This window comes from Nocardioides sp. (assembly GCF_036267815.1).
Classification (GTDB): Bacteria; Actinomycetota; Actinomycetes; order Propionibacteriales; family Nocardioidaceae; genus Nocardioides.
Map to the genome: position 1 here is coordinate 23,240 of NZ_DATAVI010000066.1, position 24,551 is coordinate 47,790.

Consider the following 24,551-nt stretch of genomic DNA (forward strand, 5'->3'; position numbering starts at 1 on the left):
AGAGCCACCTCCGGGCTCAGACGAGCGCCTCTCCCCCGGCGAGACGTTGTCCGCGGGCCCAGTCGGGGGCCGGCATCGGCCGCCCGCCCACCGCCTGCACCTCGCCGAGCAGCAGCGCGGCCGTGCCGGTCCCGACGACGACGGCTCTCTTCCCGGCGACGATCTCACCAGGAGGCAGCCGTCCGTCGGCCGGCCGTAGGGGTCCCAGCTTGAGCCGCTGCCCGTCGTACGTCGTCCAGGCTCCCGGCGCGGGGGTGCAGGCCCGCACCTGGCGGTCGACGACCGCCGCCGACTGGGACCAGTCGACGCGCGCCTGGTCGACGCTGATCTTGGGTGCCGAGGAGACGCCGTCGGAGGGCTGGGGACGGGCCTCGAGCGAGCCGTCCGCGATGCCGTCCAGGGTGGCCACCAGAAGTCCCGCGCCACCCTCCGCGAGCCGGGCCAGGAGGTCGCCGGCGGTGTCCCGGGCGCGGATGGTCTCGGTCATCACCCCGAAGGTCGGACCGGCGTCGAGCGCCTCGACGATCCGGAACGTCGTCGCACCGGTCACGTCGTCTCCGGCCCAGATCGACCGTTGCACGGGCGCGGCCCCGCGCCAGGCCGGCAGCAGCGAGAAGTGGAGGTTGACCCAGCCCTCCGGTGGGATCTCCAGGGCCGACGGCGGCACGAGCGCACCGTACGCGACGACCGGGCAGGCATCAGGGGCCAGGGAGCGGAGCGCCTCTTGGAAGTCCGGCTCGCGCGGGTGACGGGGCTTCAGGACGGGGACGCCGAGCTCCGAGGCGGCCTCGGCGACCGGGGACGAGGCGAGTCGCCGCCCGCGCCCGGTCCGTGCATCGGGCCGGGTGACCACCCCGACCAGGTCGTGCCCTGAGTCGGCGATGGCGCGCAGCGACGGCACGGCGACCTGGGGAGTCCCGGCGAAGACCACGCGCATCGTCAGAGTCCCAGCCCACCGGTCGGGTGTGGCGACACCTTGACCGTGGGCGGGCCGGAGAGACCGAACCAGTCGGACTCGCGGATCTCCTTCATCGCCTGCTTGCGCAGCTCAGGCGTGAGCCGGTCGACGAACAGCACGCCGTCGAGGTGGTCGGTCTCGTGCTGGATGGCACGGGCGAGCAGCTGGCTGCCCTCGATGACGACCGGCTCGCCGTACTGGTCGAAGCCGGTGGCGACCACCGAGAGGGCGCGCCGGCAGTCGATCGCCAGGCCCGGGATGGACAGGCAGCCCTCGTCGCCGTCCTGGGTCTCCTCGGAGAGGTCGAGCACCGGGTTGACCAGGTGGCCGACCACGCCCTCGATGCTCCAGGTGAAGACCCGGAGGCCGACCCCGATCTGGGGAGCGGCCAGGCCCGCGCCCGGCGCCTCGAGCATGGTGTCGGTGAGGTCTTGGACCAGGCGCCGCAGCTCCTGGTCGAAGTCGGTGACCGGGACGGCCTTGCTGCGCAGGATCGGGTCTCCGAACAGGCGGATCGGCTGGATGGCCACGCGGCGAGTCTAGGAGGCGGCGACGAGGTCACAGGGCCGGCGGGTCGACCTGGATGCGCACCGGGTCCAGCTTGCGGGACGACCTGAGCCGCTGGACCTCGCCGAGCGCCAGCGACAGGGCGGCGGCCTGCGCCCGTGGCGACCGGACGACGAGACGAGACTCGCCGTCGCCGAGCTCGACCGGGCCGAGCACCTCCGTGCCCCGAGGCTGGTCGAGCAGGGTGAGCGCGTCGTCGACGGCGCCGGGGTCACCGGTGATCGTGGCGAGGCGGCTGGCGGGCGGGAGGTGCGCTTCGGAGCGCGCCTCGGCCTCGCGGCGGGCGAAGCCCGCGGAATCCCAGCGGACCAGGGCTTGCAGCGCGGGATGCGCGGGATCTCCGACGGCGACCACCTGTCCTCCGGGCCCCACGAGCCCGGCGGCACCCAGCCACCGCCGCAGCGCCTCCTCGTCGGTGCGCAGGTCTGCTCGAGCCAGGGTCAGCCACGTGTCGAGCAGCACCACGGCGGCGTATCCCCGCTCGGCGACGGGCTCTGCTCCGGGCGTGGAGACGACGATGGCGGGACGGTCGCGGACGGTCTCCACGACGTGGTCTCCGCCGGAGGCGACCACCGGGACCGACGCGAAGGCGCGGCCGAGCTCCTCGGCGGTACGACGCTCCCCCACCACCGGCGCCCGGAGCCCGCGATGACCGCAGTGGTGGCACGCCCACGACTCCTCGACCACCCCGCACCAGCGACAGGCCGGGGGCACGGCGGGTCCCGAGACGGCCAACGGCCCGGTGCATACCGCGCAGCGCGCAGGTGTGCGGCAGCGCTCGCAGGCCAGCGACGGCGCATAGCCGCGCCGCGGCGTCTGCAGCAGGACGGGCCCGCGCTCGAGGCCTGCGCCGATGGCGTCGTACACCTGCCTGGGGACCCGGGTCGCGCGTGCCATCGGATCGCGGTCGAGCTCGTGGTCGGTGGCCCCCGCCACCGACACCCGGACCGCCGCGCGCAAGGCGTCGCGGGGCGCGGCGATCTCATGCGCCCAGCCGGTGGTCAGGAGCTGCTGAGCCTCGACCGTGCGGGCGAAGCCGCCGACCAGCGTCGCGGACCGCTCGAGGTGGGCACGGCTCAGGAGCACCTCACGGGCGTGGGGGTACGGCGCGCGGGGCTCGGCATGCAGGTCGTCGCCGTCGTCCCAGATAGCCACGAGCCCGAGGTCGTGGACCGGAGCGAACGCCGCCGCGCGGGTGCCGACCACGATCCGTCGGGTCCCGCGGGAGACCGCCAGGAACTCGCGGTAGCGGCGGGCCGGGCCGGCCCCAGCGGTCAGGACGACGTGGTGGCCGGTCCCGAGAAGCTCCCGCAGCGCTGAGTCGAGCCGAGCGACGTCTCGGCGGTCGGGCACCACCAGGAGGCTGCCCCGGCCACCGGCGAGGGTGAGCGCGGCTGCGGCGGCGAGCAGGCGCGGCCAGGCCTCGCCCGGAAGGGCCGACCAGACCGCGCGTGGCGACCCGCCACCGGCGAGGTGACTCAGGAAGGCGTCGGCTGCCGGGTAGCCCGACCACAGGCCCGTCGCCGAGGCGACGTCCAGCTCCAGCGGATCCTCCGGCGCAGACGGCTGCCGCTCGGTGGTGGCGTGGCGTGGCGGCACGGCGAGCCGGACGACGTCCGAGCGGGTGCCGGCGTAGCGCTCGGCGAGCAGCCCGGCCAGCTCGGCCACGGCCGACCGCAGCACCGGCTCGGGGCTCACCACGCGCTGGATCTGCGAGAGCGTGCCGGTGTGATCGGTGTGGGCCGATCGCCCCAGGACGAAACCACCCAGCGACTTTCCGGCGAACCGCACCTTGACCCGGGCGCCCGGCACCGCGTCGTTCGCCATCGAGCCGGGGACGGCATAGTCGAAGGGTCGATCGAGGTGGGCCAGGGGTGTGTCGACGAGCACCTGGGCCACCGGGTCGGAGTCGGCGACGGGCTCACCGGTGGTCGGCCGCGGGCGGGCGGCACGCACCGTCTCGCGCAGACCCGGCAGGGTCTGGGCAGCGGACTCCCTGCGCGTGGCCACGGCCGTTGTTCTACCAGCCTCCTCCGACCAGCGGCCGGCGTCATCCACACCGCTGGGCGGACGGCGAGCCCGTTCGCCGAGTCGTCATGTGCCGACTCGGCGTTGTTGCGGTGCACTCTTCTGCCGACTGGGCGGTTTTGCGATGCACCTTTCTGCCGAGTCAGCGCATCTGCGGGGGTCAGGTGGCGGGGGTCAGGTGGCGGGGGTGGTGGCGGGGGTGGTGGCGGCGGAGGAGGTCGTGGTGTGGCGGCCGTGGTCGGAGGCGGTCACGCGCACGGTGACCAGCGACCCGACGTCGCCCGTCCGGACGGTGTACGACGTGCCGGTCGCGCCCGCCAGGGCCTCGCCGCCGGCGTACCACCGGAGGTGGAGCCGGGCCGTGGCAGGGCGCCAGCGCCCGGGATCGGCGGTGAGCACGCTGCCGACCGTCGGGGTGCCGGTGATCGCCGGCACCGACCTCGGGACCGGGCCGCGACCGCAGGTGTAGACGCGGACGTCGTCGAGGTACCAGCCCTCCTCGGTGCTGTTGTTGTCGTGCTCATCGTGAACTGCGGCGAGACCGCGTCGCCGCCGAAGCGGGTCAGCCGCATTCGGCTCGCGACGTAGCCGAAGCTGTCGCGGCTGAACCCGGTGCGACCGGGCGAGGGGTTCTGGAGCTTGCGGCCTTGCGCAACGCCTCGACGCGGTCGGTGCGCTCCCAGGTGAACTCCGGCAGCTCGCGGCCGAAGTGGCCGTAGGCGGCGGTCAGCACGTAGATCGGGCGCAGGAGGTCGAGGTCCTCGATGATCGCGGCCGGCCGGAGGTCGAAGACCTCGAGCACGGCCTGCTGGATCTGCTCGTCGGGGACCACCCCGGTGCCGAAGGTCTCGATGAAGACGCCCACGGGCTGCGCCTTCCCGATCGCGTAGGCCACCTGAGCCTCACAGCGCCGAGCCAGCCCGGCGGCGACGACGTTCTTGGCGACCCAGCGCATGGCGTACGCCGCGGACCTGTCGACCTTCGAGGGGTCCTTGCCGGAGAAGGCACCGCCACCGTGACGCGCCATCCCGCCGTAGGTGTCGACGATGATCTTGCGCCCGGTCAGGCCCGCGTCGCCCATCGGGCCGCCGACGACGAAGCGTCCGGTCGGGTTGACCAGCAGCCGGTATCCGTCGGAGGGGATCGAGAACGTCGCGAGCACCGGGTCGATGACGTGCTTCTTGATGTCGGGCTCGAGGGTGGAGGAGATGTCCACGTCCTCGGCGTGCTGGGTCGACAGGACCACGGTGTCGACCCGCACCGGACGGTTGTCCGCGTCGTACTCGATGGTGACCTGGGTCTTGCCGTCGGGGCGGAGGTAGCCCAGGGTCTGGTCGTTGCGCACCGCCGTGAGCCGCTCGGCCAGGCGCTGGGCCATCACGATCGGGAGGGGCATCAGCACGTCGGTGTCGTCGCAGGCGTAGCCGAACATCAGACCCTGGTCACCGGCGCCCTGCTTGTCCATCGCGTCGACCGAGCCGGTACGCGACTCGTGACCGGAGTCGACGCCCTGGGCGATGTCGCCGGACTGACCGCCGATCGCGACCATCACGCCGCACGACGCCCCGTCGAAGCCCTTCTCCGAGGAGTCGTAGCCGATCTTGAGGATCCGGTCGCGGACGACCTGCTTGATGTCGACGTAGCCCGTCGTGGTCACCTCGCCGGCGACGACCACCAGACCGGTGGTCAGCAGGGTCTCCACGGCGACCCGGCTGTGGGCGTCCTGCCGGATCATCGCGTCGAGGACCGAGTCGCTGATCTGGTCGGCGATCTTGTCGGGGTGTCCCTCGGTGACGGATTCGGAGGTGAAGAGGCGTCCGGTCACGGTGGTGGGTGCTCCTGGTTCTCACGGGCGGTCGAGCGGGTGGAGTCGGCGGTCACGATATCCGGCGCGCCCTGGGGCAGACCCGCCGGTCGGCGACCGGTCAGCCGGGGCGGGCGGCGTCGAGGCGACGTGCGACCTCGTCCCAGACGGCGTGGGCGACCGATGACTTGGGGCCGGCCGGCACGTCGACCTCGGTGCCGTCGGCGCCCAGCAGCACGGCCTGGTTGTCCTCGGACCCGAACACCGCGCCCCCGCGCACGTCGTTGACGACGAGCAGGTCGCACCCCTTGCGCGCGAGCTTGCCGCGCCCCAGGTCGAGCACCGTGCCCGTGTCGTCGCCGGTCTCGGCGGCGAAGCCGACCACCACCTGCCCGGGGTGCAGGCGGTCGCGGGAGATCTCAGCGAGGATGTCCGGGGTCTGGGTCAGCTCCAACGCGGGCACGCTGCCGTCCGGGCTCTTCTTGATCTTGGTCCCGGTCGTGGCGACCGGACGGAAGTCGGCCGGGGCCGCCGCCATCACGACGGCGTCGGCGGAGGTGGCAGCGGCCACCACGGCGTCGCGCAGCTGCTCGGTCGTCTCGACGTGGACGACCTTGACGCCGGCGGGGTCGGGCAGCGCGACGTTCGCCGCGACCAGGGTCACCTCGGCACCTCGCGCGAGCGCCGCGCGGGCCAGCGCGAGGCCCTGGCGTCCCGAGGAGCGGTTGCCGAGGTAGCGCACCGGGTCGAGGGGCTCGCGCGTGCCGCCCGCCGAGACCACGACGGTGCGGCCGGTGAGGTCGCGCCCGCCGATTCCGCGGGCCAGCACCTCCCGGCAGGTCTCGAAGATCTCGTCGGGCCCGGGGAGCCGTCCGGCGCCGGAGTCGGCACCGGTCAGCCTGCCCACGGCCGGTTCGAGTACCAGCGCGCCACGCTGCCGCAGCGTCGCGACGTTGGCCCGGGTCGCGGCGTGCCCCCACATCTCGGTGTGCATGGCGGGCGCGAACACCACCGGACAGCGCGCGGTCAGCAAGACGTTGGTGAGCAGGTCGTCGGCGCGGCCGTGCGCGGCTCGCGCCAGCAGGTCGGCGGTGGCCGGCGCCACGACGACGAGGTCGGCGGCCTGCCCGATCCGCACGTGGGGCACCTGGTGCACCGACTCCCAGACCTGTGTGTGCACCGGCTTGCCCGAGAGGGCGGCCCAGGTGGCCTCGCCGACGAAGTGCAGCGCGGACGGAGTCGGAACCACGGTCACCTCGTGGCCGGACTCGGTGAATCTGCGCAGCAGCTCGGCGGCCTTGTACGCCGCGATGCCCCCGGCGACCCCCAGGACCACCGACGGCCGGAGCCGCGCCTCCGGTGAGGCGTCGGGACCGGCCAGGTCGCTCATGGTCGCCAGAGGTCCGGGATCACTCGCCGGAGAAGCCCGCCTCGAGAGCGGCGGCCTTCCGGGCCTCCTCCTCGGCGGCGAGCTCGGCCGGGTCGACGTCCTCGCAGGTGAGCAGGTCGTCGTTGATCTCGCGCAGCGCGATCGACAGCGGCTTCTCCTGGACGTGCGTCTCGACCAGGGGTCCGACGTACTCCAGCAGGCCCTCGCCGAGCTGGGAGTAGTAGGCGTTGATCTGCCGCGCGCGCTTGGCGCTGTAGAGGACCAGGCGGTACTTGCTGTCGGTCTTGGTCAGCAGATCGTCGATCGAGGGGTTGGTCACGCCCTCGGCAGCGGGAGTGGGGGCAGACACGCAACAGCCTCACAAAGAGTCGGAGTCACTCGGGACACACACGGATGCGCGCGTGGGCTCACCCACGCTCACACAGGGCCAGGTCGCCCGACCATCAAGGCTACCAACTCCTCGGCGGCATCGTGAATTTCCGTGTTCACGATCTTCGTGTCGAACTCCGCCTCCGCGGCCAGCTCCAGCCGGGCGCTGGCGAGCCGGCGCTCGCGCTCCTCGGCATCCTCGGTGCCGCGGCCGACCAGCCGGCGCACCAGCTCCTCCCAGGAGGGTGGGGCGAGGAAGACCATCCGCGCGTCCGGCATCGCCTCGCGCACCTGGCGAGCGCCCTGGAGGTCGATCTCGAGCAGAGCCGCCCGCCCTTCGGCGAGCTTCTCCTCGACCGGCGCCCGTGGCGTGCCGTAGCGGGCCGCCCGGTGGACCACCGCCCACTCCAGCAACGCTCCGTCGGAGACCAGGCGGTCGAACTCCTCCTCGGAGATGAACCAGTAGTGCACCCCGTGGACCTCACCGGGACGCGGGCCCCGGGTCGTCACCGAGATCGAGATCCAGATCTCGGGGTGGTGCTCGCGGATGTCGGCTGACACCGACCCCTTGCCGACGGCCGTGGGGCCGGCGAGCACGGTCAGCCGAGAACGACTGGGACGCTGGTCGCCGTGGCCGGACCGGCTCACTCGCCGGGAGCGAACTCGCGCTCGAGTGCCGCGACCTGCTTGGCCCCCAGGCCACGCACCCGGCGGCTCTCGGCGATGCCGATCCGCTCCATGAGCTGCTTGGCCCGCACCTTGCCGACCCCGGGCATGGAGCACAGCAGGTCGACGACGCGCATCTTGCCGATGACCTCGTTGTGATGGCCCTGGTGGAGAACCTCGGAGATCGAGGCACCGGAGTTCTTGAGACGGTTCTTCACCTCGGCGCGCTCACGACGCGAGGCCGCAGCCTTGTCGAGGGCCGCCTGGCGCTGCTCGGGAGTGAGCGGTGGGAGAGCCAAGGCACATCCTTTGTCCAACGTCGTGTCCGACGACAGGGCGACAATCTAGTCAGCCCGGCGTGGGGGCGGCAACGTGGCCCAGGGAAGTGCCGATCAATGGCGCCGTCGCGAGCGTCGCGTCGCGTGTGCGATGGCAAGGCGCGGTCGCGACGGCATGCCGGGCGCACGTCGAGCGGCTGCAACGCAGCCAGCGTGCGCGCATCGCGGCGCGCAGCAGGCGGGACTGGTCAGCGCTTCGCTAGAGGTCCAGCGGGGTGTGACAGACGTCGAGGACCTCCTGCTGCACCGACGCGAGTGCCTGTTGGGTGTCCGGGGCCGCCAGCTCGGCCGCGGCCCGGCGGATCAGGGCGCGGTCCTCGGCGGTGGTGCCTGCCGGCGGGTGCTTCGGGTCGTACGTCGAGGGGTCGACGCCGGCCTTCGTCAACGCACGGTCGAGGGCGCGGATGCGGGTGATGACGAGCTGCCAGTCGTCGGCGACGTCTCCGGGAGCCTTGTCGTGCAGGTCGTCGAAGATCGGCAGTGCCGAGATCAGGGCGGTGCGGTCGTTGCCACCGGCCAGCGAGCCCAGGGCCGCCTGGTGGGCCTTCACGGCGGCGCAGTAGCTCTGCCCGTGGCCGCATCCCGTCAGGCCGAGCATCGCCAGGGCCACGACCCCGACGAGCGCGACCCGCGCCCTCATCCGCCGAGCCCGCGCAGCTGGTCGTTGATCCGGTCGGCCTCGTCGGCGAGACGGTCCGGCCCCACGCGCAGCAGGGCTCGCGACGTGCTCGGCAGGACGCTGCCGACGGTGCTGCCGAAGATGCGGCGGAGGTCGGCGGACGTGCCCCCCTGGGCGCCGTACCCCGGGGCGAGGATCGGTCCGTTGACGTCGAGCCGGTGGCTGCCGCCCGCGATGGTCGCGCCGACGACGGCGCCGAAGGACCCGAGCGGCTCGGCATCGCGGTTGAGCTCGCGGAGATGGTCGAGCACGACGTCGGCCACGGCGCGTTCCCCGGTCTCGGAGCGCACCAGCGCCTCCTGCACCTCGGGGCCCTCCTTGTTGGAGGTCAGCGCGAGCACGAAGAGCCCGGCTCCGTGGGCGCGTGCGGTCTCGACCATCGGCGTCAAAGACCCGAAGCCGAGGTAGGGGCTGGCCGTGACCGCGTCGGCCGCCAACGGCGAGGACGGGTCGAGATAGGCGTCGGCGTAGGCCTGGCTGGTGGAACCGATGTCGCCGCGCTTCACGTCGAGCAGCACCAGCGCGCCGCCCTCGCGACAGGTCGCGAGCAGCCGCTCGAGCACCGCGATCCCCCGGCTCCCGAACCGCTCGTAGAACGCCGACTGCGGCTTGACCACCGCCACGGCTGGTGCGAGCCGCTCACCGGCGGTGAGCGCGAAGCGCTCCAGCCCCTGAAGGTCGTCGCTCAGCCCCCAGGCGTCCAGCAGCTCGGAGTGCGGGTCGATGCCGGCACAGAGTGGGCCCCGGGTGTTGATCGCGGCATGCAGACGTGCTCCGAACGTGGTCATCGGGATGCCTCTCGTCGGCAGTGGGTCCGCTCGTCGCGGAGGTCGGGGGTCGGCGCTGCCTGCCGAAGACGGGTCACGAGCCGAGCTCCTTGAGCACGCGCCGGGGCCACAGCGGGCCGCCGTACACCAGGCCGGTGTAGGCCTGGACGAGCGTCGCGCCGGCGGCCAGGCGCTCGCGGACGTCGTGGGCGCTGGTGACCCCGCCGACCGAGACGATGGCGATCGCGGGGTCGTGGGACCGCAGCAGCCGCAGGACCTGGAGCGAACGACGTCGCAGCACCGGCCCCGACAGCCCGCCGGCGCCGAGCGCCTCGACGTCGGCAGCGGGAGTCACCAGACCGTCTCGCGAGATCGTGGTGTTGGTGGCGACGAGCCCGTCGAGGCCCTTGTCGCGGGCCAGCTCGCCGATCGCGACGACGTCCTCGTCGGCGAGGTCCGGAGCGATCTTCACGCACAGGGGCACCGGCCGGTTCGCGGCGTCGTCGGCCACCCGGCGTACCTCGTCGATGAGGGGACCGAGCCGGTCGGCCGCCTGGAGCGACCGGAGGCCGGGGGTGTTGGGCGAGGAGACGTTGACCACGAGGTAGTCGGCGTACGGCGCCAGCAGGCGGGCGCTGACGGAGTAGTCGCCCAGGACGGCGCGCTGGTCGTCCTCGGGCACCGCCTTCGACCTGCCGATGTTGATCCCCAGCACGGGACGCGTCGCCGGGCGCTGGCCGATCCGGCCGACGGCCCGCCGGTCGCGGCGGTCGAGCCGGGCGACGCGTCGCGCGAGGCGTCCCGCGACGGCCTCGGCGCCGTGGTTGTTGAACCCCATCCGGTTGAGGATCGCGCGGTCCGCGGTCAGCCGGAACAGCCGGGGCGCGGGATTCCCGGGTTGCGGCTGGGCCGTGACGGTGCCGACCTCCACGAAGCCGAAGCCCAGCGCGGCAAGCGCGTCGATGCCGACGGCGTTCTTGTCGAAGCCGGCGGCCAGGCCGAGCGGGTTGGCGAAGGACAGTCCCATGGCGTGCACCGGCCGCCCCGGCGAGCGGACCACGACCCTGGACGCCGGGGCTCCCGCCCGGATGGCTCGGAAGCCCAGTCGGTGGGCACGCTCGGCGTCGAGCCGCGCGAGCACACCACCGAAGAGCGCGTCGTAGGCCGTCACGCCGAGGGCACCCCTGCCAGGTCGGGCATGGCGGGGGTCACCGGGCCGCCCAGTCCTGGAGCGACCGGACCCCGATGTCACCGCGGATGCGCGCCTCGATCCCCTGGACCGCGGCGCCCAGCCCCTGCACGGTGGTGATGCAGGGGACGTTCGCGCGCACCGCGGCGGTGCGGATCTCGTAGCCGTCGACCCGGACCGAGCCGGCACTGCCCGAGGAGCCGTGCGGGGTGTTGACGACGAGCGCGACCCCGCCCTCGGCGATGAGCTGGACGGTCGTCGGCTCGCCGTCCGGACCGGGGCCGTCGAAGTGCTTGCGCACCACCGACGCCTGCACGCCGTTGCGCCGCAGCACGTCGGCGGTGCCCTGCGTGGCCAGGATCTCGAAGCCGAGATCGGCCAGCACCTTCACCGGGAACACCATGGACCGCTTGTCGCGGTTGGCGATCGAGACGAAGACCTTGCCCGAGGTCGGCAGGGAACCGAACGCCGCCGCCTGCGCCTTGGCGAACGCCCGCCCGAAGTCCGCATCGATGCCCATCACCTCACCCGTGGACTTCATCTCCGGACCGAGCACGGTGTCGACGTAGCGGCCGTCGGGCTGGCGGAAGCGGTTGAACGGCATCACCGCCTCCTTGACCGCGATCGGCGAGTCGTCGGGCAGGGTCCCGCCGTCACCGGAGGCGGGCAGCAGGCCCTCGGCACGCAGCTGCTTGACCGACTCGCCCAACATGATCCGGGCCGCGGCCTTCGCCAGGGGCGTCGCCGTCGCCTTGGACACGAACGGGACCGTCCGGCTGGCACGCGGGTTGGCCTCCAGGACGTAGAGCACGTCGGATCCCAACGCGAACTGGATGTTGATCAGCCCCAGGACCCCGACCCCGCGAGCGATGGCCTCGGTGGCCTCGCGGATGCGCCCGATCTCGTGGTCGCCCAGCGTGATGGGCGGGAGGGCGCACGCGGAGTCGCCGGAGTGGATGCCGGCCTCCTCGATGTGCTCCATGACCCCGCCGAGGAACAGCTCCTCGCCGTCGAACAGCGCGTCCACGTCGATCTCGACCGCATCGTCGACGAAGCGGTCGACCAGCACCGGATGCTCCGGGCTGATCGCCGTGGCGCGGGCGATGTAGCCCTCCAGGGCCACGTCGTCGTACACGATCTCCATGCCGCGGCCGCCCAGGACGTACGACGGGCGGACCAGCACCGGGTAGCCGATCTCGTCGGCGATGACCTGCGCCTCGTCGTAGGACGACGCCAGCCCGTGGGTCGGTGCGGTCAGCCCCGCGTCGGCGAGCACCCGCCCGAACGCGCCGCGCTCCTCGGCGAGGTGGATCGCCTCGGGCGGCGTGCCCACGATCGGCACCCCGGCATCGGCCAGTCCCTGCGCCAGGCCGAGCGGGGTCTGCCCGCCGAGCTGGCAGATCACCCCGGCGAGCGGCCCGGCCTGCTGCTCGGCGTGGACCACCTCGAGGACGTCCTCCAGGGTGAGCGGCTCGAAGTAGAGCCGGTCGGAGGTGTCGTAGTCGGTCGAGACCGTCTCGGGGTTGCAGTTGACCATGATCGTCTCGAAGCCGGCGCCGCCCTCCGCGTGCCCCAGTGCCATCGAGGCGTGCACGCAGGAGTAGTCGAACTCGATGCCCTGTCCGATCCGGTTGGGTCCCGAGCCGAGGATGACGACCGCCGGCCGCTCGCGCGGCACCACCTCGGTCTCCTCGTCGTAGGTCGAGTAGTGGTACGGCGTGGCGGCGGCGAACTCGGCGGCGCAGGTGTCGACGGTCTTGTAGACGGGGCGGATCCCGAGCGCGTGCCGCACCCCGCGCACGACGTCGGCGGTCATCCCGCGGATCTTGCCGATCTGGGCGTCGGAGAAGCCGTGGCGCTTGGCGAGCCGCAGCAGGTCGGGGGTCAGCTCCGGGGCGGCGGTGACCTCGGCCGCGACCTCGTTGATCAGCGCCAGCTGGTCGACGAACCACGGGTCGATGCGCGTCGCCGCGAAGATCTCCTGCGGCGTCGCACCGGCACGGATCGCGTCCATGACCAGCTTGAGCCTCCCGTCGTGGGGCACGCTGATCTGCTCGAGCAGGGTCGCCTTGTCGAGCTCGACCCACTCACGGTGCCAGTCGAAGACCGCATCGGGCCGCTCCAGGGAGCGCAGGGCCTTCTGGAGGGCCTCGGTGAAGTTGCGGCCGATCGCCATCGCCTCGCCCACCGACTTCATGTGCGTGGTCAGGGTCGGGTCGGCGCCCGGGAACTTCTCGAACGCGAACCTGGGGACCTTCACCACGACGTAGTCGAGGGTCGGCTCGAACGACGCCGGGGTGCTCTGGCCGTCGGGCCGGGTGGTGATGTCGTTGGGGATCTCGTCGAGGGTGTACCCGATGGCGACCTTGGCCGCGATCTTGGCGATCGGGAACCCGGTGGCCTTGCTGGCCAGCGCGCTGGACCGCGAGACCCGCGGGTTCATCTCGATCACGACGATGCGACCGTCGTCGGGGTTCACCGCGAACTGGATGTTGCACCCGCCGGTGTCGACCCCCACCTCGCGGATGACCCCGATCGCGATGTCGCGCATGCGCTGGTACTCGCGGTCGGTGAGGGTCAGCGCCGGGGCGACGGTGATCGAGTCGCCGGTGTGGACGCCCATCGGGTCGAGGTTCTCGATGGAGCACACGATGACGACGTTGTCGGCGCGGTCGCGCATGACCTCGAGCTCGTACTCCTTCCAGCCGAGGATCGACTCCTCCAGCAGCACCTCGGTGGTGGGGCTCAGCGACAGCCCGAGGCCGGCGATCCGGAGCAGGTCGTCCTCGTCGTAGGCCAGGCCGGACCCCGCACCGCCCATGGTGAAGCTCGGCCGGACCACGACGGGATAGCCCAGCTCGGAGACGCCCGCCAGGCAGTCGGCCATGCTGTGGCAGACCCGGGACGCCGCCACCTCGGCCCCCCACCGGGGAGGCAGGCCCTCCACGATCTGCTTGAAGGACTCGCGGTTCTCGCCCTTCTCGATCGCCTCGATGCTGGCCCCGATCAGCTCAACGTCGTAGCGGTCGAGGACGCCGGCGGCGTCCAGGCTCATCGCGCAGTTGAGCGCCGTCTGCCCACCGAGGGTGGCCAGCAGCGCGTCGGGACGCTCGCGGGCGATCACCTGCTCGACGAACTCCGGCGTGATCGGCTCGACGTACGTCGCGTCGGCGAACTCCGGGTCGGTCATGATCGTGGCGGGGTTGGAGTTCACCAGGATCACCCGGAGCCCCTCCTCGCGGAGCACCCGGCAGGCCTGGGTCCCGGAGTAGTCGAACTCGCACGCCTGCCCGATCACGATCGGCCCGGACCCGATCACCAGGACGCTGTGCAGGTCGGTGCGCTTCGGCATCAGAGGTCACCGCTCTCGTCGTCGTGGTCTCCAGACGGTCGCAGACCTACCTCCCCGACCCGCGGGCACGCCGCCATCAGGTCACCGAAGCGGTCGAAGAGGTAGGCGGCGTCGTGCGGTCCGGCCGCGGCCTCGGGGTGGTACTGCACGGAGAAGGCCCGGAGCCGCCCGTCGTCGTCGCGCAGCTCGAGGCCCTCCACCACGTCGTCGTTGAGGCACACGTGGCTGACGCTCACCCGGCCGTACGGCGTGCTGGTGGCGGCGTCGAGCGGGGCACGGACCGCGAACCCGTGGTTGTGCGCGGTCACCTCGACGCGGCCGGTGGTGCGGTCGAGGACCGGCTGGTTGATGCCGCGATGGCCGTAGGCGAGCTTGTAGGTGTCCAGACCGAGGGCCCGCCCGAAGAGCTGGTTGCCGAAGCAGATCCCGAAGTAGGGCAGCCCGTGCGACAGAGCGGCCCGCAGCAGCTCGACCTGACCGGTGGTGGCGGCCGGGTCGCCGGGTCCGTTGGAGAAGAACAGGCCGTCCGGCGCCATCGCGAGCACATCGGCCAGGGTGGAGCTCGCCGGCAGGACGTGGGTCTCGATCCCCCGCTGCGCCAGCATCCGCGGCGTGTTCGCCTTGATCCCGAGGTCGACGGCGGCCACGGTGAACCGCCGCTCCCCCACCGCCGGGACGACGTACGGCTCCGCGGTCGAGACCTCCCCGGAGAGGTCGGCGCCGAGCATCTCCTCGCTGGACCTGACGCGGTCCAGGAGCGCGGCGGGGTCGGTCTCGGTCGAGGAGATGCCCACCCGCATCGCGCCGCGCTCGCGCAGGTGGCGGGTCAGCGCGCGGGTGTCGATCTCGCAGATGCCCACGACGCCCTGCCTCGCCAGCTCCTCGGCCAGCGGGCGGCGCGCGCGCCAGCTCGACGACACCCGCGACGATTCGCGGACGACGTAGCCGGCCACCCAGATGCGGGAGGACTCGGGGTCCTCGTCGTTGAGCCCGGTGTTGCCGACGTGAGGGGCGGTCATCACGACCACCTGGCGGTGGTAGGAGGGGTCGGTCAGGGTCTCCTGGTAGCCGGTCATCCCGGTCGCGAAGACAGCCTCGCCGAAGGTCTCGCCCTCGGCGCCGAAAGCGGCCCCTCGGAACGTCCGGCCGTCCTCGAGGACCAGCAGAGCGGGCGCATGCCGGGGCACGCCGTACCTCCTTCTCCGCCTCACAGGACGGATCGTTAAAGGATGTCGAAGCGCTGCCGACCCTAGCAGCCGCGGTCGGAGATGCCGACGACGAACGCCGCGATCTCGGCGAGAGTCGTCCGGTCGCCCTCGAGGTGGGGCAGGTGCGCGACGTCGGGCAGCTCCACCAGGCGAGCGCCGTCGATCGACTCGGCGAGGTGCCCGCAGCCCTGCTTGACGTAGGCCAGGTCGTGCTCGCCGACCATGACCAGCGTGGGGACGGCGATCTCGCCGACCCGGTCCCAGGCGGTGGCGTCCTCAGCGCGCTCGCCCGGGTCCGTCGCGGCCTGCGCGGTCGCGTTCATCTCCAGGAACAGGTCACGGGCGGGTCCGGTGACCCGCCCTTCAGGCGCGGTCGGCCCGTCCAGCCAGAGCCGCGCCTCCAGCCGGTTGAGGGCCTCGCCGTCGTCGCGCTCCTCCGCGGCCACCCAGACCGGGTCGAGGGCGAGCACCTCCGGCTCGTAGGTCGGCTCGGGCGCCCCGCTGACGGCCGGGCCGATGAGCACCAGTGCCCGGACCCTCCCCGGCTCACGCAGCGCGAGGTCGAGAGCGGTCCGTCCGCCCATCGAGCACGCCACGACGACCGCTGACCCCACGTCGTAGCCGTCGAGGACCGCGACCGCGTCGTCGACGGCGGACCAGCCGTCCTGGGCCTGGTAGGTCGTCTCGCCGAAGCCGCGCGCGTCGTAGGACACACACCGCTGGACGGGCAGCGCGTCCACGACGTGGTGCCAGCTTCGGCGGTCGGTGACGCCGGCGTGCAGGAGCAGGACGGTCGGGTCACCGGTCCCGTGGGACGCCGCGGCGAGCTGGGCCCTGCCTGAGGTGATCTTCATCGAGGCGCAGTCCATCGGACCGAACCGTCTCCGCGCCAGCCATTTGTCGGCGACGGGTGCCAGGATCCGCGGCATGCGTCGCATCCTGCTCGGTCCGGTCCTGCTGCTCGCTCTGATGACCAGCTCGGTCGCTGCCCGCGCATCCTCGGCGGACGACTTCGGGCTCCCGCGGACCGTGGCCCCCTTCGGGGTGGGGATGACCGACTGGGCCACGGCCACCGCCTCCTCCGGGACGACCGCGTACGCATTCCGACGGGCCCACCGGGTCGGCTTGCGAATCCGCTTCCCCGGCGGGCGGCTCGGCCGGCCCCTGGCGCGCGGGCTGGTGAGCCGTGCATGAGCTGACCCGGGAGCAGGCGCGGCAGGTCGTCGTCCGCGCCACCCTGCTCGACGCGGCCCGACCCACGGACCTGATGACGGTCGTGGAGCGGCTCGTCGCGCTGCCGACCGAGCCGACGCGCGCGATCGCCCCGAGCTACGACCTGGTCTGCTGGTCGCGGCTGGGCGAGGCCTTCGCACCCGCCGACCTCGACGACCTGCTCGCCGAGCGCAGCCTCTACGAGGACTCCGACGGCATCCGGTCGATGGCCGACCTGGGTCTGCACCTCGCGGACATGGCGGCGTACCCCCGCTGGGACGAGGTGCGCGACTGGCTGGAGGCCAACGAGCTGTTCCGCACCGAGGTGCTCGACCTCCTCGACGCCGACGGACCGCTCCCGTCGCGCCAGGTGAAGGCGACGGCCCAGGTGCCGTGGAAGTCGTCGGGGTGGAACACCGACCGCAACGTCCGCACCATGCTCTCCTGCCTGCTCCAGCGCGGCGAGGTCGCGGTGAACGGGCGGGCCGGCACCCAGCGCAAGTACGACCTGGCCGCGCGGGTCTATCCGCGCGGCGTCGCGGCGGTCCCCCGCGAGGAGGCTCGCCGGCTCAAGGACTCCGCGCGGCTGCGTGGGCTGGGCATCGCCCGCGCCAGGGGCACCGCACTGCCCGGGGAGCCGATCCAGGTCGGCGAGGCCGGCGTACCTGCCGTCGTGTCGGGCACGGACGGCGAGTGGCGCGTCGACCCCGGTCAGCTCGCGCTGCTCGGCCAGCCCTTCGCCGGGCGCACCGCGCTGCTGTCGCCGTTCGACCCGGTGGTGCGCGACCGCGTGCGGATGGAGCAGCTCTTCGGGTTCGAGTACGTCCTGGAGATGTACAAGCCCGCCGCCCAGCGCCGCTGGGGCTACTTCGCGCTGCCGGTCCTGCACGGCGATCGGCTGGTCGGCAAGCTCGACGCCACGGCCGACCGCAAGGCCGGTCGGCTGTTCGTCGACGCCGTCCACGAGGACACGCCGTTCACCCGCCAGATGACCACCGCGGTCGACGCCGAGATCACCGCTCTGGCCGACTGGCTGGGGCTCGCGCTCGAGCGCTGAGACCCCGCGCGCGCTCTGGTCCGGTCCGAGGGTCGCTGGGGACGAGGGTGCCGGGTTGGCGGGGTCAGTCCAGCGCGTCCGCGGAGGGCAGGGCGAGCTCGGCGCCATCCCAGCGCCGGCGCAGCCACCGGTCGTGCGAGGCCACGACGACGGTGCCCGCCGTCACCCGGAGGGCCTCCTCGATCTCGCCGGCGAGCGACAGCGAGAGATGGTTGGTCGGCTCGTCGAGCAGGAGCAGGTCCGGCTCCCCCGCGATCGCGATGGCGAGCGCCAGTCGGCGGCGCTGCCCGACCGAGAGCAGCGCCACCGGGGTGACCTGGCGGTCCGGCGGCACCAGCCCCAGGTCTCGCAAGGGGATCCGCGCCGCCCGCTGCGCACCGAGCGCCGCGACGTAGGTCTCGGCGGCACTGCGCTCCGGGTCGGGGAAGCGTGCGTCCTGCATCAGCTCGGCGACCCGGTGTGCGGCGACCACGACCGAGCCCGACGTCGGCGCGAGCCGCCCCGAGATCACACCGAGGAGCGTCGACTTGCCCGAGCCGTTCGGACCCGACACCAGCACGTGCCCGCCCGCAGTGACGTCGAGCCGCGCGAGCGCGAGTCGCCCGTCGACGACGACGTCGCGGATCTGGACGACCCGGCCCGCCGCGCCATGACCTCCGGTGAGGTCGCCGCGCAGCCGCAGAGGTGGGCGCGGTCTGCGCACCTGCTCACGCTCGGCGGCATCGAGCCGCCGGCCGGCATCGCGCTTGCGACGGGCCAGGGTGCGCTGCACGTTGGCGCCCTTGAACCCGTAGATGTGCTTGTCGTTGTCGCGCGGCGGCCGGTTGTGGGCGATCGCCGAGGAGTCGATCTGCGAGGCGGCCCGCAGCCGGGTCAGCTCGTCCTGCTGCTCGGCGTAGGTCTCCTCCCAGCGTCGTCGCGCGGCCGCCCGGTGCTCCTCGTACGCCGTCCAGCCGCCGCCGAAGCGCCGGCCGCCCTGTCCATCGGTCCCGAGCTCGCCCTCGGGCCGGGGGTCGAGGTCGAACAGGTCGGTGCAGACGTCGTCGAGCAGGACCCGGTCGTGGCTGGCGAGCAGGACGACGCCCGGTAGACCTCCCAGGAAGGCCGAGAGCAGGTCTATCGCGGCGTCGTCGAGGTGGTTGGTCGGCTCGTCGAGGAGCAGGCAGGCCGGACGTGTCGTCATCAGGGTCGCCAGGGCGAGCCGCGTGCGCTGCCCGCCGGATAGGGTGCCGATCCGTCGCTCGGGGTCGAGCGCGCCGAGCCCCAACCGCTCGGCGGCCTCCGCGGCCCGTCGGTCGGCTCCCCAGGCGTCGCGGGCGACCGCCTCGTCCAGCACGTCGGCGTACGCCGTCGCCGCGAGCTCGCCGGACTCGTCGGTGAGCTCCAGCGAGAGTCGCTCGACGTCGCGAACGAGCCGGCGGAGGGGTGCCAGGGCACCCGCGAGCACGTCGCCGATCGTCTGGGCGTCGCCGAACGGAGGCTCCTGACCGAGCATCGCCACGTCGGGCGGGCGCTCGATCTCCCCGGTCACCATCGCCCGCGCGGGCAGCGTACCGGCGATGGCTCGGAGCAGCGTGGTCTTGCCCGACCCGTTCTCCCCCACCAGGCCGATCCGCCGGCCGGGCGGAGCCGTCAGGTCGATGTCGTGCAGCACGCGGCGGGTGCCGAGGAGGACGTCGAGGCCGGTGGTGCGAACCACCGGGAGGAGCTTGGCGGAATCTGGCATGCCGGTGACCTTCGCTGCTGCGGAGGAGGACTCGCCGGGCGGCGCCGCGGGCGCGAGTCAGGTCAGCGTGCGATCCACATGATGACGGCGAGGATACCGGGCGTGGCCCCGAGCTCCAACGAGTTTCGGGGCCTGCCCGGGTCGTCGGCCTGGGGCCGGGCTCCAGCCCGGCGTCAGGCCGACGACCCGGTGAGGCTGCCGCTGGTCTCGCCGTACGACGCCCCGGAGCGCTGGAGGAACCGCTCGGCGGCATGCGCGGCGGGGTGGGACACGAGTGCGGCCAGCACGCCGATCGCGGCGATCACGGCCCAGCCGGGCGCACCCCACTGGAGGGCCAGGAAGGTGAACAGCCCCGGGAAGACGATGGGCTGGGCTTGGTATCCCAGGCCCCAGACGCCTTGGTAGTCGCCGAGCCGGCGGTGGTCGGACAGCTCGGACTGGAAGCCCCAGTCGGAGGCGGACTGCCACAGCTCGGCGCCGGTGATCGTGACGTGGCCGAGCCAGATCAGCACGATCGAGACCCAGCCGACGGTCTCGTGGGTGATCCCGATGACCAGGCAGGACACGATGAACGCCCACCCGGACAGGCGCACCGCGCGCAGCGCGCCGGGCACGGTCTCCGAGCCCCGCGAGGCCCGCACCTGGCAGAACACCGCCATCACCGTGTTGGTGCCGAACAGCCAGGCCAGCAGCGTGTGCGGAGCGTCGGTGCGCTCGACCAGCCACAACGGCACCACGACGTTCAGCAGGACCTGGTTGGACCCGAGCACGCCGTTGCAGACCGAGAGGGTGACGAAGCCGAGGTTGCGCCAGGCCGGTGGTGCCGGGGCGGCCCCGGCATGGTCGTCGGTGGCGGGTGGCTGCGGCCGGTCGATCCGGGGCAGTCGCGAGACCATCGCGGCGTTCAGGATCAGCAGGCCGCCGGTGAGCATCGGCACCGCCATGATCGCGCCACGAGTACCGATGGCCAGCGCGATGCCGCCCGCGAGGGCGCCCAGCGTGTAGCCGACGTTGCGCGCGGACCTCATGTAGGCCAGGGCTCGGACCCGCACCTCACGGGGGAAGACCGCGATCCGGTAGACGTTGCGACCGGTGGTGCCGGCGGTGCCGATCACGGCCAGCAGCGACAGCACCGCGACGAACGACACCATCCCGCCGGCCAGGGGCCAGGCGAAGTACAGCAGCGCCTCCACCAGGGCGGAGACCGCCCACAGCGGCTTGGCGCCGACGTGGTCGGAGAGGCGGCCCAGCGGGAGGGAGAGCAGGAGCGTGACGACCCCGGCGATCGACATGCCGAGGCCGACCTGGGCGCCGGTCAGGCCGACGATCTGGGTGAAGTACACCGCCGTACCGGTCAGGAACGAGCCGGTCGCGAACGCCGAGAGGACGCACTGGAACGCGAGGTCGCGCTCCAGTGTGGTGGGCGGGAGGATGCGTTGGAGCAGACGGATCACCGAGTCATCACGGTGCCCATCCTCACCTCCGCCGCCGACAGGCTGCCAATCCTTGTCGCTGGCAACGGCTGGCGAGAATCTCGTGGAGCACCGGCAGCGCGCGCTGGTCCCTGGGCCGGTTGGCGGCCTGCTTGCTGCGGATCACGTCGGCCAGGGACGCGACCGGGACGACGGTCCCGCGGATCGATGTCGGGGTCGCGTCCCGGACCAGATCGGCATAGCCCTCGGTGCCGCTGGGCACCATCGAGATGTCGAGGTCGCCGAAGGACGTCCGGAGGTTCCAGGCCCCCGGCGACGCCAGTGACTCCGCGTCGAGGGGGAAGGGCACCTGCTCGTCATCGGGGCGCACCTGAGCATCTGGCTCCCTCAGGGCATCGGACAGCCGACCGAGGTTGTCGGCCTCACGGTCCGAAGTGATGTCGGCGTCCCGGGTGGGGACGTCGGCCCGCCGATCACGACGAAGTCGACGTCGTGGCGGGTCAGCACCCCGAGGAGCTTGTCCGCGGTGAGCTCAAGCGGCGCCATGGGCGGCAGGCTGCCGTTGGACGGCCAGCATGGTGTTGGCCGTCCGGACCCCGAGCGCCACTCGGTCCTCCGCAGACAGGGTCAGCAGGTCCCTGGCCTGGATCCAGTCGGAGTCGTCGCGCTCGACCAGCATGACGTCGAGGTCGAGCCCGCTGAGCCGGACCAGCCGCAGCACGGCGTCGAAGCTCGGCGTCGAGCGTCCCGTCTCGATGCAGGCGATCGCGGTCTGGGTCGTACCGGCCTTCTCGGCCGGCTCACGCTGGCTCAGCGCGGTCCGCCTGCGGGCCTCCCGCACGAGGTCGTTGCCCATCCCAGCCACCCCTCGCCATAGCAGGACTGCTATGGCGAGGGTCAGCAGAGCTTGCCGTCCAGGACCGTGGCGCGGCCTTGCCGGAAGGTCGCCACCACGCGACCCGGCAGCTCCATCCCGGCGTACGGCGTGTTGCGCGACAGGGAGACCGACTCCGAGGCCTCGACCACGCGGCGTACCGACGGGTCGTAGAGCACGACGTTGGCGGGCGCGCCGTCGTCCAGCGGCCGGCCGTGGTCGAGGACCCGTCCGATCCGCGCCGGCGCGTAGGACATCCGGTCGGCGACCTGGGCCCAGGTCAGCAGGCCGGTGTCGACCATGGTCTGCTGCACCACCGACAGGGCCGTCTCCAGGCCCAGCATCCCGAAGGCCGCAGCCGACCACTCGCAGTCCTTGTCCTCGTGCGGATGGGGTGCGTGGTCGGTGGCGACGGCGTCGATCGTCCCGTCGGCCAGCCCCGCCCGCAGGGCCTCGGTGTCGGCCGCGGTGCGCAGGGGCGGGTTGACCTTGAAGACCGGGTCGTACGACGCGGCGAGGTCGTCGGTGAGCAGCAGGTGGTGCGGAGTCACCTCGGCGGTGACGTTCCATCCCGAGGCCTTCGCCTGCCGGATCAGCTCGACCGAGCCGGCGGTCGAGACGTGGCACACGTGGAGCCGCGACCCGACGTGGGCCGCCAGCAGGCAGTCGCGCGCGATCACGGCCTCCTCGGCGACCGCCGGCCACCCGGTGAGGCCGAGGCGGCCGGACAGCTCCCCTTCGTTCATCTGCGCACCGTCGGTCAGCCGCGGCTCCTGGGCATGCTGGGCCACGACCCCGTCGAACGCCTTGACGTACTCCAGCGCCCGACGCATCAGGACGGCGTCGCTCACGCAGTGTCCGTCGTCGGAGAAGACCCGCACGCGGGCGGCAGAGTCGGCCATCGCCCCGAGCTCGGCCAGCTGCTGGCCGGCCAGGCCGACGGTGACCGCACCGACCGGGTAGACGTCGCAGTAGCCCCCCTCGCGGCCCAGTCGCCACACCTGCTCCACGACGCCGGCCGTGTCGGCGACGGGGTCGGTGTTGGCCATCGCGTGGACGGCGGTGAAGCCACCCATCGCCGCGGCCTGGGTGCCGGTCAGGACCGTCTCCGCATCCTCGCGACCGGGCTCGCGCAGGTGGGTGTGCAGGTCGACCAGGCCGGGGAGCGCGACCAGCCCCGTCGCGTCGACCGCCTCCGCCGCCGGGTCGGTCTCACCGAGGGCCAGCACCCCGTCCCGGACCAGGATGTCGCCGGGCTCGCCCCCCAGGATGCGGGCGCCCTTGATCAGGTAGCTGGTCACGCGTCTGTCCCCTCGGTCGTGATGGCGGATGATCCGGCGGGGGTCGAGACCGGCGTCTCGACGGGTTCGGCTCCACCCAGCAGCAGGTAGAGCACCGCCATCCTGACGGCCACGCCGTTGGTGACCTGCTCGACGATCACCGAGCGGTCGCTGTCGGCCACGTCGGCGGAGATCTCCATCCCGCGCACCATCGGGCCCGGGTGCATGACGATCGTGTGGTCCTGGAGGGTGGCCATCCGGCGTCCGTCCAGGCCGTAGCGCCGGCTGTACTCGCGGGCCGTCGGGAAGAAGCCGCCGTTCATCCGCTCGCGCTGGACCCGCAGCATCATCACCGCATCGGCCTTGGGCAGCACCGCGTCGAGGTCGTACGACGTCTCGACCGGCCAGGTGTCGACCCCCACCGGGAACAGCGTCGGCGGCGCGACCAGCGTGACCTCGGCACCCAGCGTGTGCAGGAGCAGCGCATTGGACCGGGCGACCCGGGAGTGGAGGACGTCGCCGACGATCGCGATCCGCTGGCCGTCGAGGGTCCCTCCGTTGCGGGCACCCAGGTGACGCCACATGGTGAAGGCGTCCAGCAGGGCCTGCGTGGGGTGCTCGTGGGTGCCGTCGCCGGCGTTGACGACGGACGCGCGGACCCATCCGGAGTTGGCGAGCCGGTGCGGCGCGCCGCTGGCGCCGTGCCGGATCACGACGGCGTCGCAGCCCATCGCCTCCAGGGTCAGGGCGGTGTCCTTGAGCGACTCGCCCTTCGACAGCGAGGAGCCCTTCGCGGAGAAGTTGATGACGTCGGCCGAGAGCCGCTTCGCAGCGGCCTCGAAGGAGATGCGGGTGCGGGTGGAGTCCTCGAAGAACAGGTTGACCACCGTGCGTCCCCGCAGGGCCGGCAGCTTCTTGATGGGCCGGTCGGCCAGCGACCGCAGCTCCTCGGCCGTGCTCAGGACCAGCTCGGCGTCGTCGCGGCTCAGGTCGGCCGCCGACAGCAGGTGCTTCTTCATGACGCCGCTCCCTCGATGACCACGGCGTCCACGTCGTCGACGCCGGTGAGATGGACCCGCACCCGCTGCACCAGCGAGGTCGGGAGGTTCTTGCCGACGAAGTCGGCGCGGATCGGGAGCTCGCGGTGGCCCCGGTCGACCAGGACGGCGAGCTGCACCGCTCGCGGCCGGCCGACGTCGTTGAGGGCGTCGAGCGCCGCCCGGATCGTGCGGCCGGAGAACAGCACGTCGTCGACCAGGACCACGATCTTGTCGTCGATGCCGCCGTCGGGGATCTGGGTCGGCAGGAGCGTGCGGGCGGGCTTGAGGCGCAGGTCGTCGCGGTACATCGTGACGTCCAGCGAGCCGTGCGGCACCGAGGCGCCCTCGACCGCGGCGACGTGGTCGGCGAGGCGCTCGGCCAGCGGCACCCCCCGCGACGGGATGCCGAGGAGGACGACGTCGGCGGCGCCCTTGTTGCGCTCGAGGATCTCGTGGGAGATCCGGCTCAGGGCCCGGGAGATGTCGCTCGCGTCGAGGACGGTGCGATCGGAGCCGGGATCCGGCACTCCGGGTGTGGACGCGGTGGTGGCAGGCGCAGGCATCTACTGCCAGACCTCCTTCTCCGCCTCACAGGACGGCTCGTTAAAGGATGT

25 protein-coding genes are annotated in these 24,551 nt (G+C 72.7%); 2 read left to right on the forward strand and 23 right to left on the reverse strand.

All coding sequences use genetic code 11. From position 1 onward, the window contains the following. Positions 1 to 16: 16 nt before the first annotated feature. The 15 genes from fmt to VHW64_RS15410 all read right to left on the reverse strand — a co-directional run bounded on the left by fmt (position 17) and on the right by VHW64_RS15410 (position 16,244). Positions 17 to 937 carry a methionyl-tRNA formyltransferase gene (fmt, locus tag VHW64_RS15340; protein ID WP_329651445.1) on the reverse strand — a complete coding sequence of 307 codons (921 nt, stop codon included), beginning with the start codon at positions 935 to 937 and terminating at the stop codon, positions 17 to 19. 2 nt (positions 938 to 939) lie between these two features. Next, complete coding sequence (gene def / locus VHW64_RS15345; RefSeq protein ID WP_329651446.1) at positions 940 to 1,488, reverse strand: peptide deformylase; 549 nt, start codon at positions 1,486 to 1,488, stop codon at positions 940 to 942. A 28-nt stretch (positions 1,489 to 1,516) separates the two neighbouring features. Next, positions 1,517 to 3,535, reverse strand: coding sequence for a primosomal protein N' (locus tag VHW64_RS15350; RefSeq protein WP_329651447.1), 2,019 nt, complete (start codon positions 3,533 to 3,535; stop codon positions 1,517 to 1,519). A 192-nt stretch (positions 3,536 to 3,727) separates the two neighbouring features. Next, positions 3,728 to 3,988, reverse strand: coding sequence for a hypothetical protein (locus VHW64_RS15355; protein WP_329651448.1), 261 nt, complete (start codon positions 3,986 to 3,988; stop codon positions 3,728 to 3,730). Between the two features lie 127 nt (positions 3,989 to 4,115). After that, on the reverse strand, positions 4,116 to 5,378 hold the full coding sequence (gene metK / locus VHW64_RS15360) for a methionine adenosyltransferase (RefSeq protein WP_329651449.1): 1,263 nt from the start codon (positions 5,376 to 5,378) through the stop codon (positions 4,116 to 4,118). A gap of 100 nt (positions 5,379 to 5,478) precedes the next feature. Next, positions 5,479 to 6,747, reverse strand: a complete 1,269-nt coding sequence (coaBC, locus tag VHW64_RS15365) for a bifunctional phosphopantothenoylcysteine decarboxylase/phosphopantothenate--cysteine ligase CoaBC (protein ID WP_329651450.1) — start codon at positions 6,745 to 6,747, stop codon at positions 5,479 to 5,481. A 19-nt stretch (positions 6,748 to 6,766) separates the two neighbouring features. Next, complete coding sequence (gene rpoZ / locus VHW64_RS15370; RefSeq protein ID WP_329651451.1) at positions 6,767 to 7,096, reverse strand: DNA-directed RNA polymerase subunit omega; 330 nt, start codon at positions 7,094 to 7,096, stop codon at positions 6,767 to 6,769. Between the two features lie 68 nt (positions 7,097 to 7,164). After that, positions 7,165 to 7,764, reverse strand: coding sequence for a guanylate kinase (gmk, locus tag VHW64_RS15375; protein ID WP_329651452.1), 600 nt, complete (start codon positions 7,762 to 7,764; stop codon positions 7,165 to 7,167). Continuing rightward, positions 7,761 to 8,081, reverse strand: coding sequence for an integration host factor, actinobacterial type (gene mihF / locus VHW64_RS15380; protein WP_329651453.1), 321 nt, complete (start codon positions 8,079 to 8,081; stop codon positions 7,761 to 7,763). The genes gmk and mihF overlap by 4 nt, the downstream gene beginning before the upstream one ends. 238 nt (positions 8,082 to 8,319) lie before the next feature. Continuing rightward, positions 8,320 to 8,760: a hypothetical protein gene (locus VHW64_RS15385; protein ID WP_329651454.1), complete on the reverse strand. Its 441-nt coding sequence runs from the start codon at positions 8,758 to 8,760 to the stop codon at positions 8,320 to 8,322. After that, positions 8,757 to 9,587: an orotidine-5'-phosphate decarboxylase gene (gene pyrF / locus VHW64_RS15390; protein WP_329651455.1), complete on the reverse strand. Its 831-nt coding sequence runs from the start codon at positions 9,585 to 9,587 to the stop codon at positions 8,757 to 8,759. The genes VHW64_RS15385 and pyrF overlap by 4 nt, the downstream gene beginning before the upstream one ends. A gap of 73 nt (positions 9,588 to 9,660) precedes the next feature. Next, a complete protein-coding gene (locus VHW64_RS15395) occupies positions 9,661 to 10,737 on the reverse strand; it encodes a quinone-dependent dihydroorotate dehydrogenase (protein ID WP_329651456.1) in 1,077 nt (358 codons plus the stop codon). A gap of 37 nt (positions 10,738 to 10,774) precedes the next feature. Further along, complete coding sequence (gene carB / locus VHW64_RS15400) at positions 10,775 to 14,107, reverse strand: carbamoyl-phosphate synthase large subunit (RefSeq protein ID WP_329651457.1); 3,333 nt, start codon at positions 14,105 to 14,107, stop codon at positions 10,775 to 10,777. Next, entirely contained in the window at positions 14,107 to 15,294 is a 1,188-nt protein-coding gene (carA, locus tag VHW64_RS15405) for a glutamine-hydrolyzing carbamoyl-phosphate synthase small subunit (protein ID WP_329651458.1), read from the reverse strand. Before carA ends, carB begins: the two co-directional genes overlap by 1 nt. 62 nt (positions 15,295 to 15,356) lie before the next feature. After that, the gene (locus VHW64_RS15410) at positions 15,357 to 16,244 is read right to left on the reverse strand and encodes an alpha/beta hydrolase (RefSeq protein WP_329651459.1); all 888 of its coding nucleotides are present in this window, start codon (positions 16,242 to 16,244) and stop codon (positions 15,357 to 15,359) included. Between VHW64_RS15410 and VHW64_RS15415 the strand changes: the two genes are divergently transcribed. Both VHW64_RS15415 and VHW64_RS15420 read left to right on the forward strand, forming a co-directional pair. After that, on the forward strand, positions 16,243 to 16,509 hold the full coding sequence (locus tag VHW64_RS15415; RefSeq protein ID WP_329651460.1) for a hypothetical protein: 267 nt from the start codon (positions 16,243 to 16,245) through the stop codon (positions 16,507 to 16,509). The two genes, VHW64_RS15410 and VHW64_RS15415, sit on opposite strands and share 2 nt — an antisense overlap. Beyond that, positions 16,502 to 17,584 carry a DNA glycosylase AlkZ-like family protein gene (locus VHW64_RS15420; protein ID WP_329651461.1) on the forward strand — a complete coding sequence of 361 codons (1,083 nt, stop codon included), beginning with the start codon at positions 16,502 to 16,504 and terminating at the stop codon, positions 17,582 to 17,584. Before VHW64_RS15415 ends, VHW64_RS15420 begins: the two co-directional genes overlap by 8 nt. Positions 17,585 to 17,648: 64 nt before the next feature. Here VHW64_RS15420 and VHW64_RS15425 read toward each other — a convergent pair whose 3' ends face one another. From VHW64_RS15425 to pyrR, 8 genes are all read right to left on the reverse strand, one after another. Next, positions 17,649 to 19,310, reverse strand: coding sequence for an ABC-F family ATP-binding cassette domain-containing protein (locus VHW64_RS15425; RefSeq protein ID WP_329651462.1), 1,662 nt, complete (start codon positions 19,308 to 19,310; stop codon positions 17,649 to 17,651). A 173-nt stretch (positions 19,311 to 19,483) separates the two neighbouring features. Further along, positions 19,484 to 20,764, reverse strand: coding sequence for an MFS transporter (locus VHW64_RS15430; protein ID WP_329651463.1), 1,281 nt, complete (start codon positions 20,762 to 20,764; stop codon positions 19,484 to 19,486). Positions 20,765 to 20,786: 22 nt separating this feature from the next. Then, positions 20,787 to 21,113 (reverse strand): hypothetical protein, encoded by a 327-nt coding sequence (locus VHW64_RS15435; protein WP_329651464.1) that lies wholly within the window; start codon positions 21,111 to 21,113, stop codon positions 20,787 to 20,789. Between the two features lie 17 nt (positions 21,114 to 21,130). Beyond that, positions 21,131 to 21,289, reverse strand: coding sequence for a hypothetical protein (locus VHW64_RS15440; RefSeq protein WP_329651465.1), 159 nt, complete (start codon positions 21,287 to 21,289; stop codon positions 21,131 to 21,133). Further along, complete coding sequence (locus VHW64_RS15445; protein ID WP_329651466.1) at positions 21,276 to 21,599, reverse strand: helix-turn-helix domain-containing protein; 324 nt, start codon at positions 21,597 to 21,599, stop codon at positions 21,276 to 21,278. The genes VHW64_RS15440 and VHW64_RS15445 overlap by 14 nt, the downstream gene beginning before the upstream one ends. A gap of 41 nt (positions 21,600 to 21,640) precedes the next feature. Next, complete coding sequence (locus VHW64_RS15450; RefSeq protein WP_329651467.1) at positions 21,641 to 22,918, reverse strand: dihydroorotase; 1,278 nt, start codon at positions 22,916 to 22,918, stop codon at positions 21,641 to 21,643. After that, positions 22,915 to 23,916: an aspartate carbamoyltransferase catalytic subunit gene (locus tag VHW64_RS15455; protein WP_329651468.1), complete on the reverse strand. Its 1,002-nt coding sequence runs from the start codon at positions 23,914 to 23,916 to the stop codon at positions 22,915 to 22,917. Before VHW64_RS15455 ends, VHW64_RS15450 begins: the two co-directional genes overlap by 4 nt. Continuing rightward, positions 23,913 to 24,500 carry a bifunctional pyr operon transcriptional regulator/uracil phosphoribosyltransferase PyrR gene (gene pyrR / locus VHW64_RS15460; RefSeq protein WP_329651469.1) on the reverse strand — a complete coding sequence of 196 codons (588 nt, stop codon included), beginning with the start codon at positions 24,498 to 24,500 and terminating at the stop codon, positions 23,913 to 23,915. The genes VHW64_RS15455 and pyrR overlap by 4 nt, the downstream gene beginning before the upstream one ends. Positions 24,501 to 24,551 lie beyond the last annotated feature (51 nt).

Coding starts and splice junctions, on each gene's coding strand:
- fmt (WP_329651445.1), bottom strand. CDS start 937: ATGCGCGTGGTCTTCGCCGGGACTCCCCAGGTCGCCGTGCCGTCGCTG.
- coaBC (WP_329651450.1), bottom strand. CDS start 6,747: ATGAGCGACCTGGCCGGTCCCGACGCCTCACCGGAGGCGCGGCTCCGG.
- VHW64_RS15455 (WP_329651468.1), bottom strand. CDS start 23,916: ATGAAGAAGCACCTGCTGTCGGCGGCCGACCTGAGCCGCGACGACGCC.
- VHW64_RS15410 (WP_329651459.1), bottom strand. CDS start 16,244: ATGCCGCGGATCCTGGCACCCGTCGCCGACAAATGGCTGGCGCGGAGA.
- carB (WP_329651457.1), bottom strand. CDS start 14,107: ATGCCGAAGCGCACCGACCTGCACAGCGTCCTGGTGATCGGGTCCGGG.
- VHW64_RS15415 (WP_329651460.1), top strand. CDS start 16,243: ATGCGTCGCATCCTGCTCGGTCCGGTCCTGCTGCTCGCTCTGATGACC.
- pyrR (WP_329651469.1), bottom strand. CDS start 24,500: ATGCCTGCGCCTGCCACCACCGCGTCCACACCCGGAGTGCCGGATCCC.
- pyrF (WP_329651455.1), bottom strand. CDS start 9,587: ATGACCACGTTCGGAGCACGTCTGCATGCCGCGATCAACACCCGGGGC.
- VHW64_RS15440 (WP_329651465.1), bottom strand. CDS start 21,289: ATGGCGCCGCTTGAGCTCACCGCGGACAAGCTCCTCGGGGTGCTGACC.
- VHW64_RS15425 (WP_329651462.1), bottom strand. CDS start 19,310: ATGCCAGATTCCGCCAAGCTCCTCCCGGTGGTTCGCACCACCGGCCTC.
- VHW64_RS15385 (WP_329651454.1), bottom strand. CDS start 8,760: ATGAGGGCGCGGGTCGCGCTCGTCGGGGTCGTGGCCCTGGCGATGCTC.
- VHW64_RS15445 (WP_329651466.1), bottom strand. CDS start 21,599: ATGGGCAACGACCTCGTGCGGGAGGCCCGCAGGCGGACCGCGCTGAGC.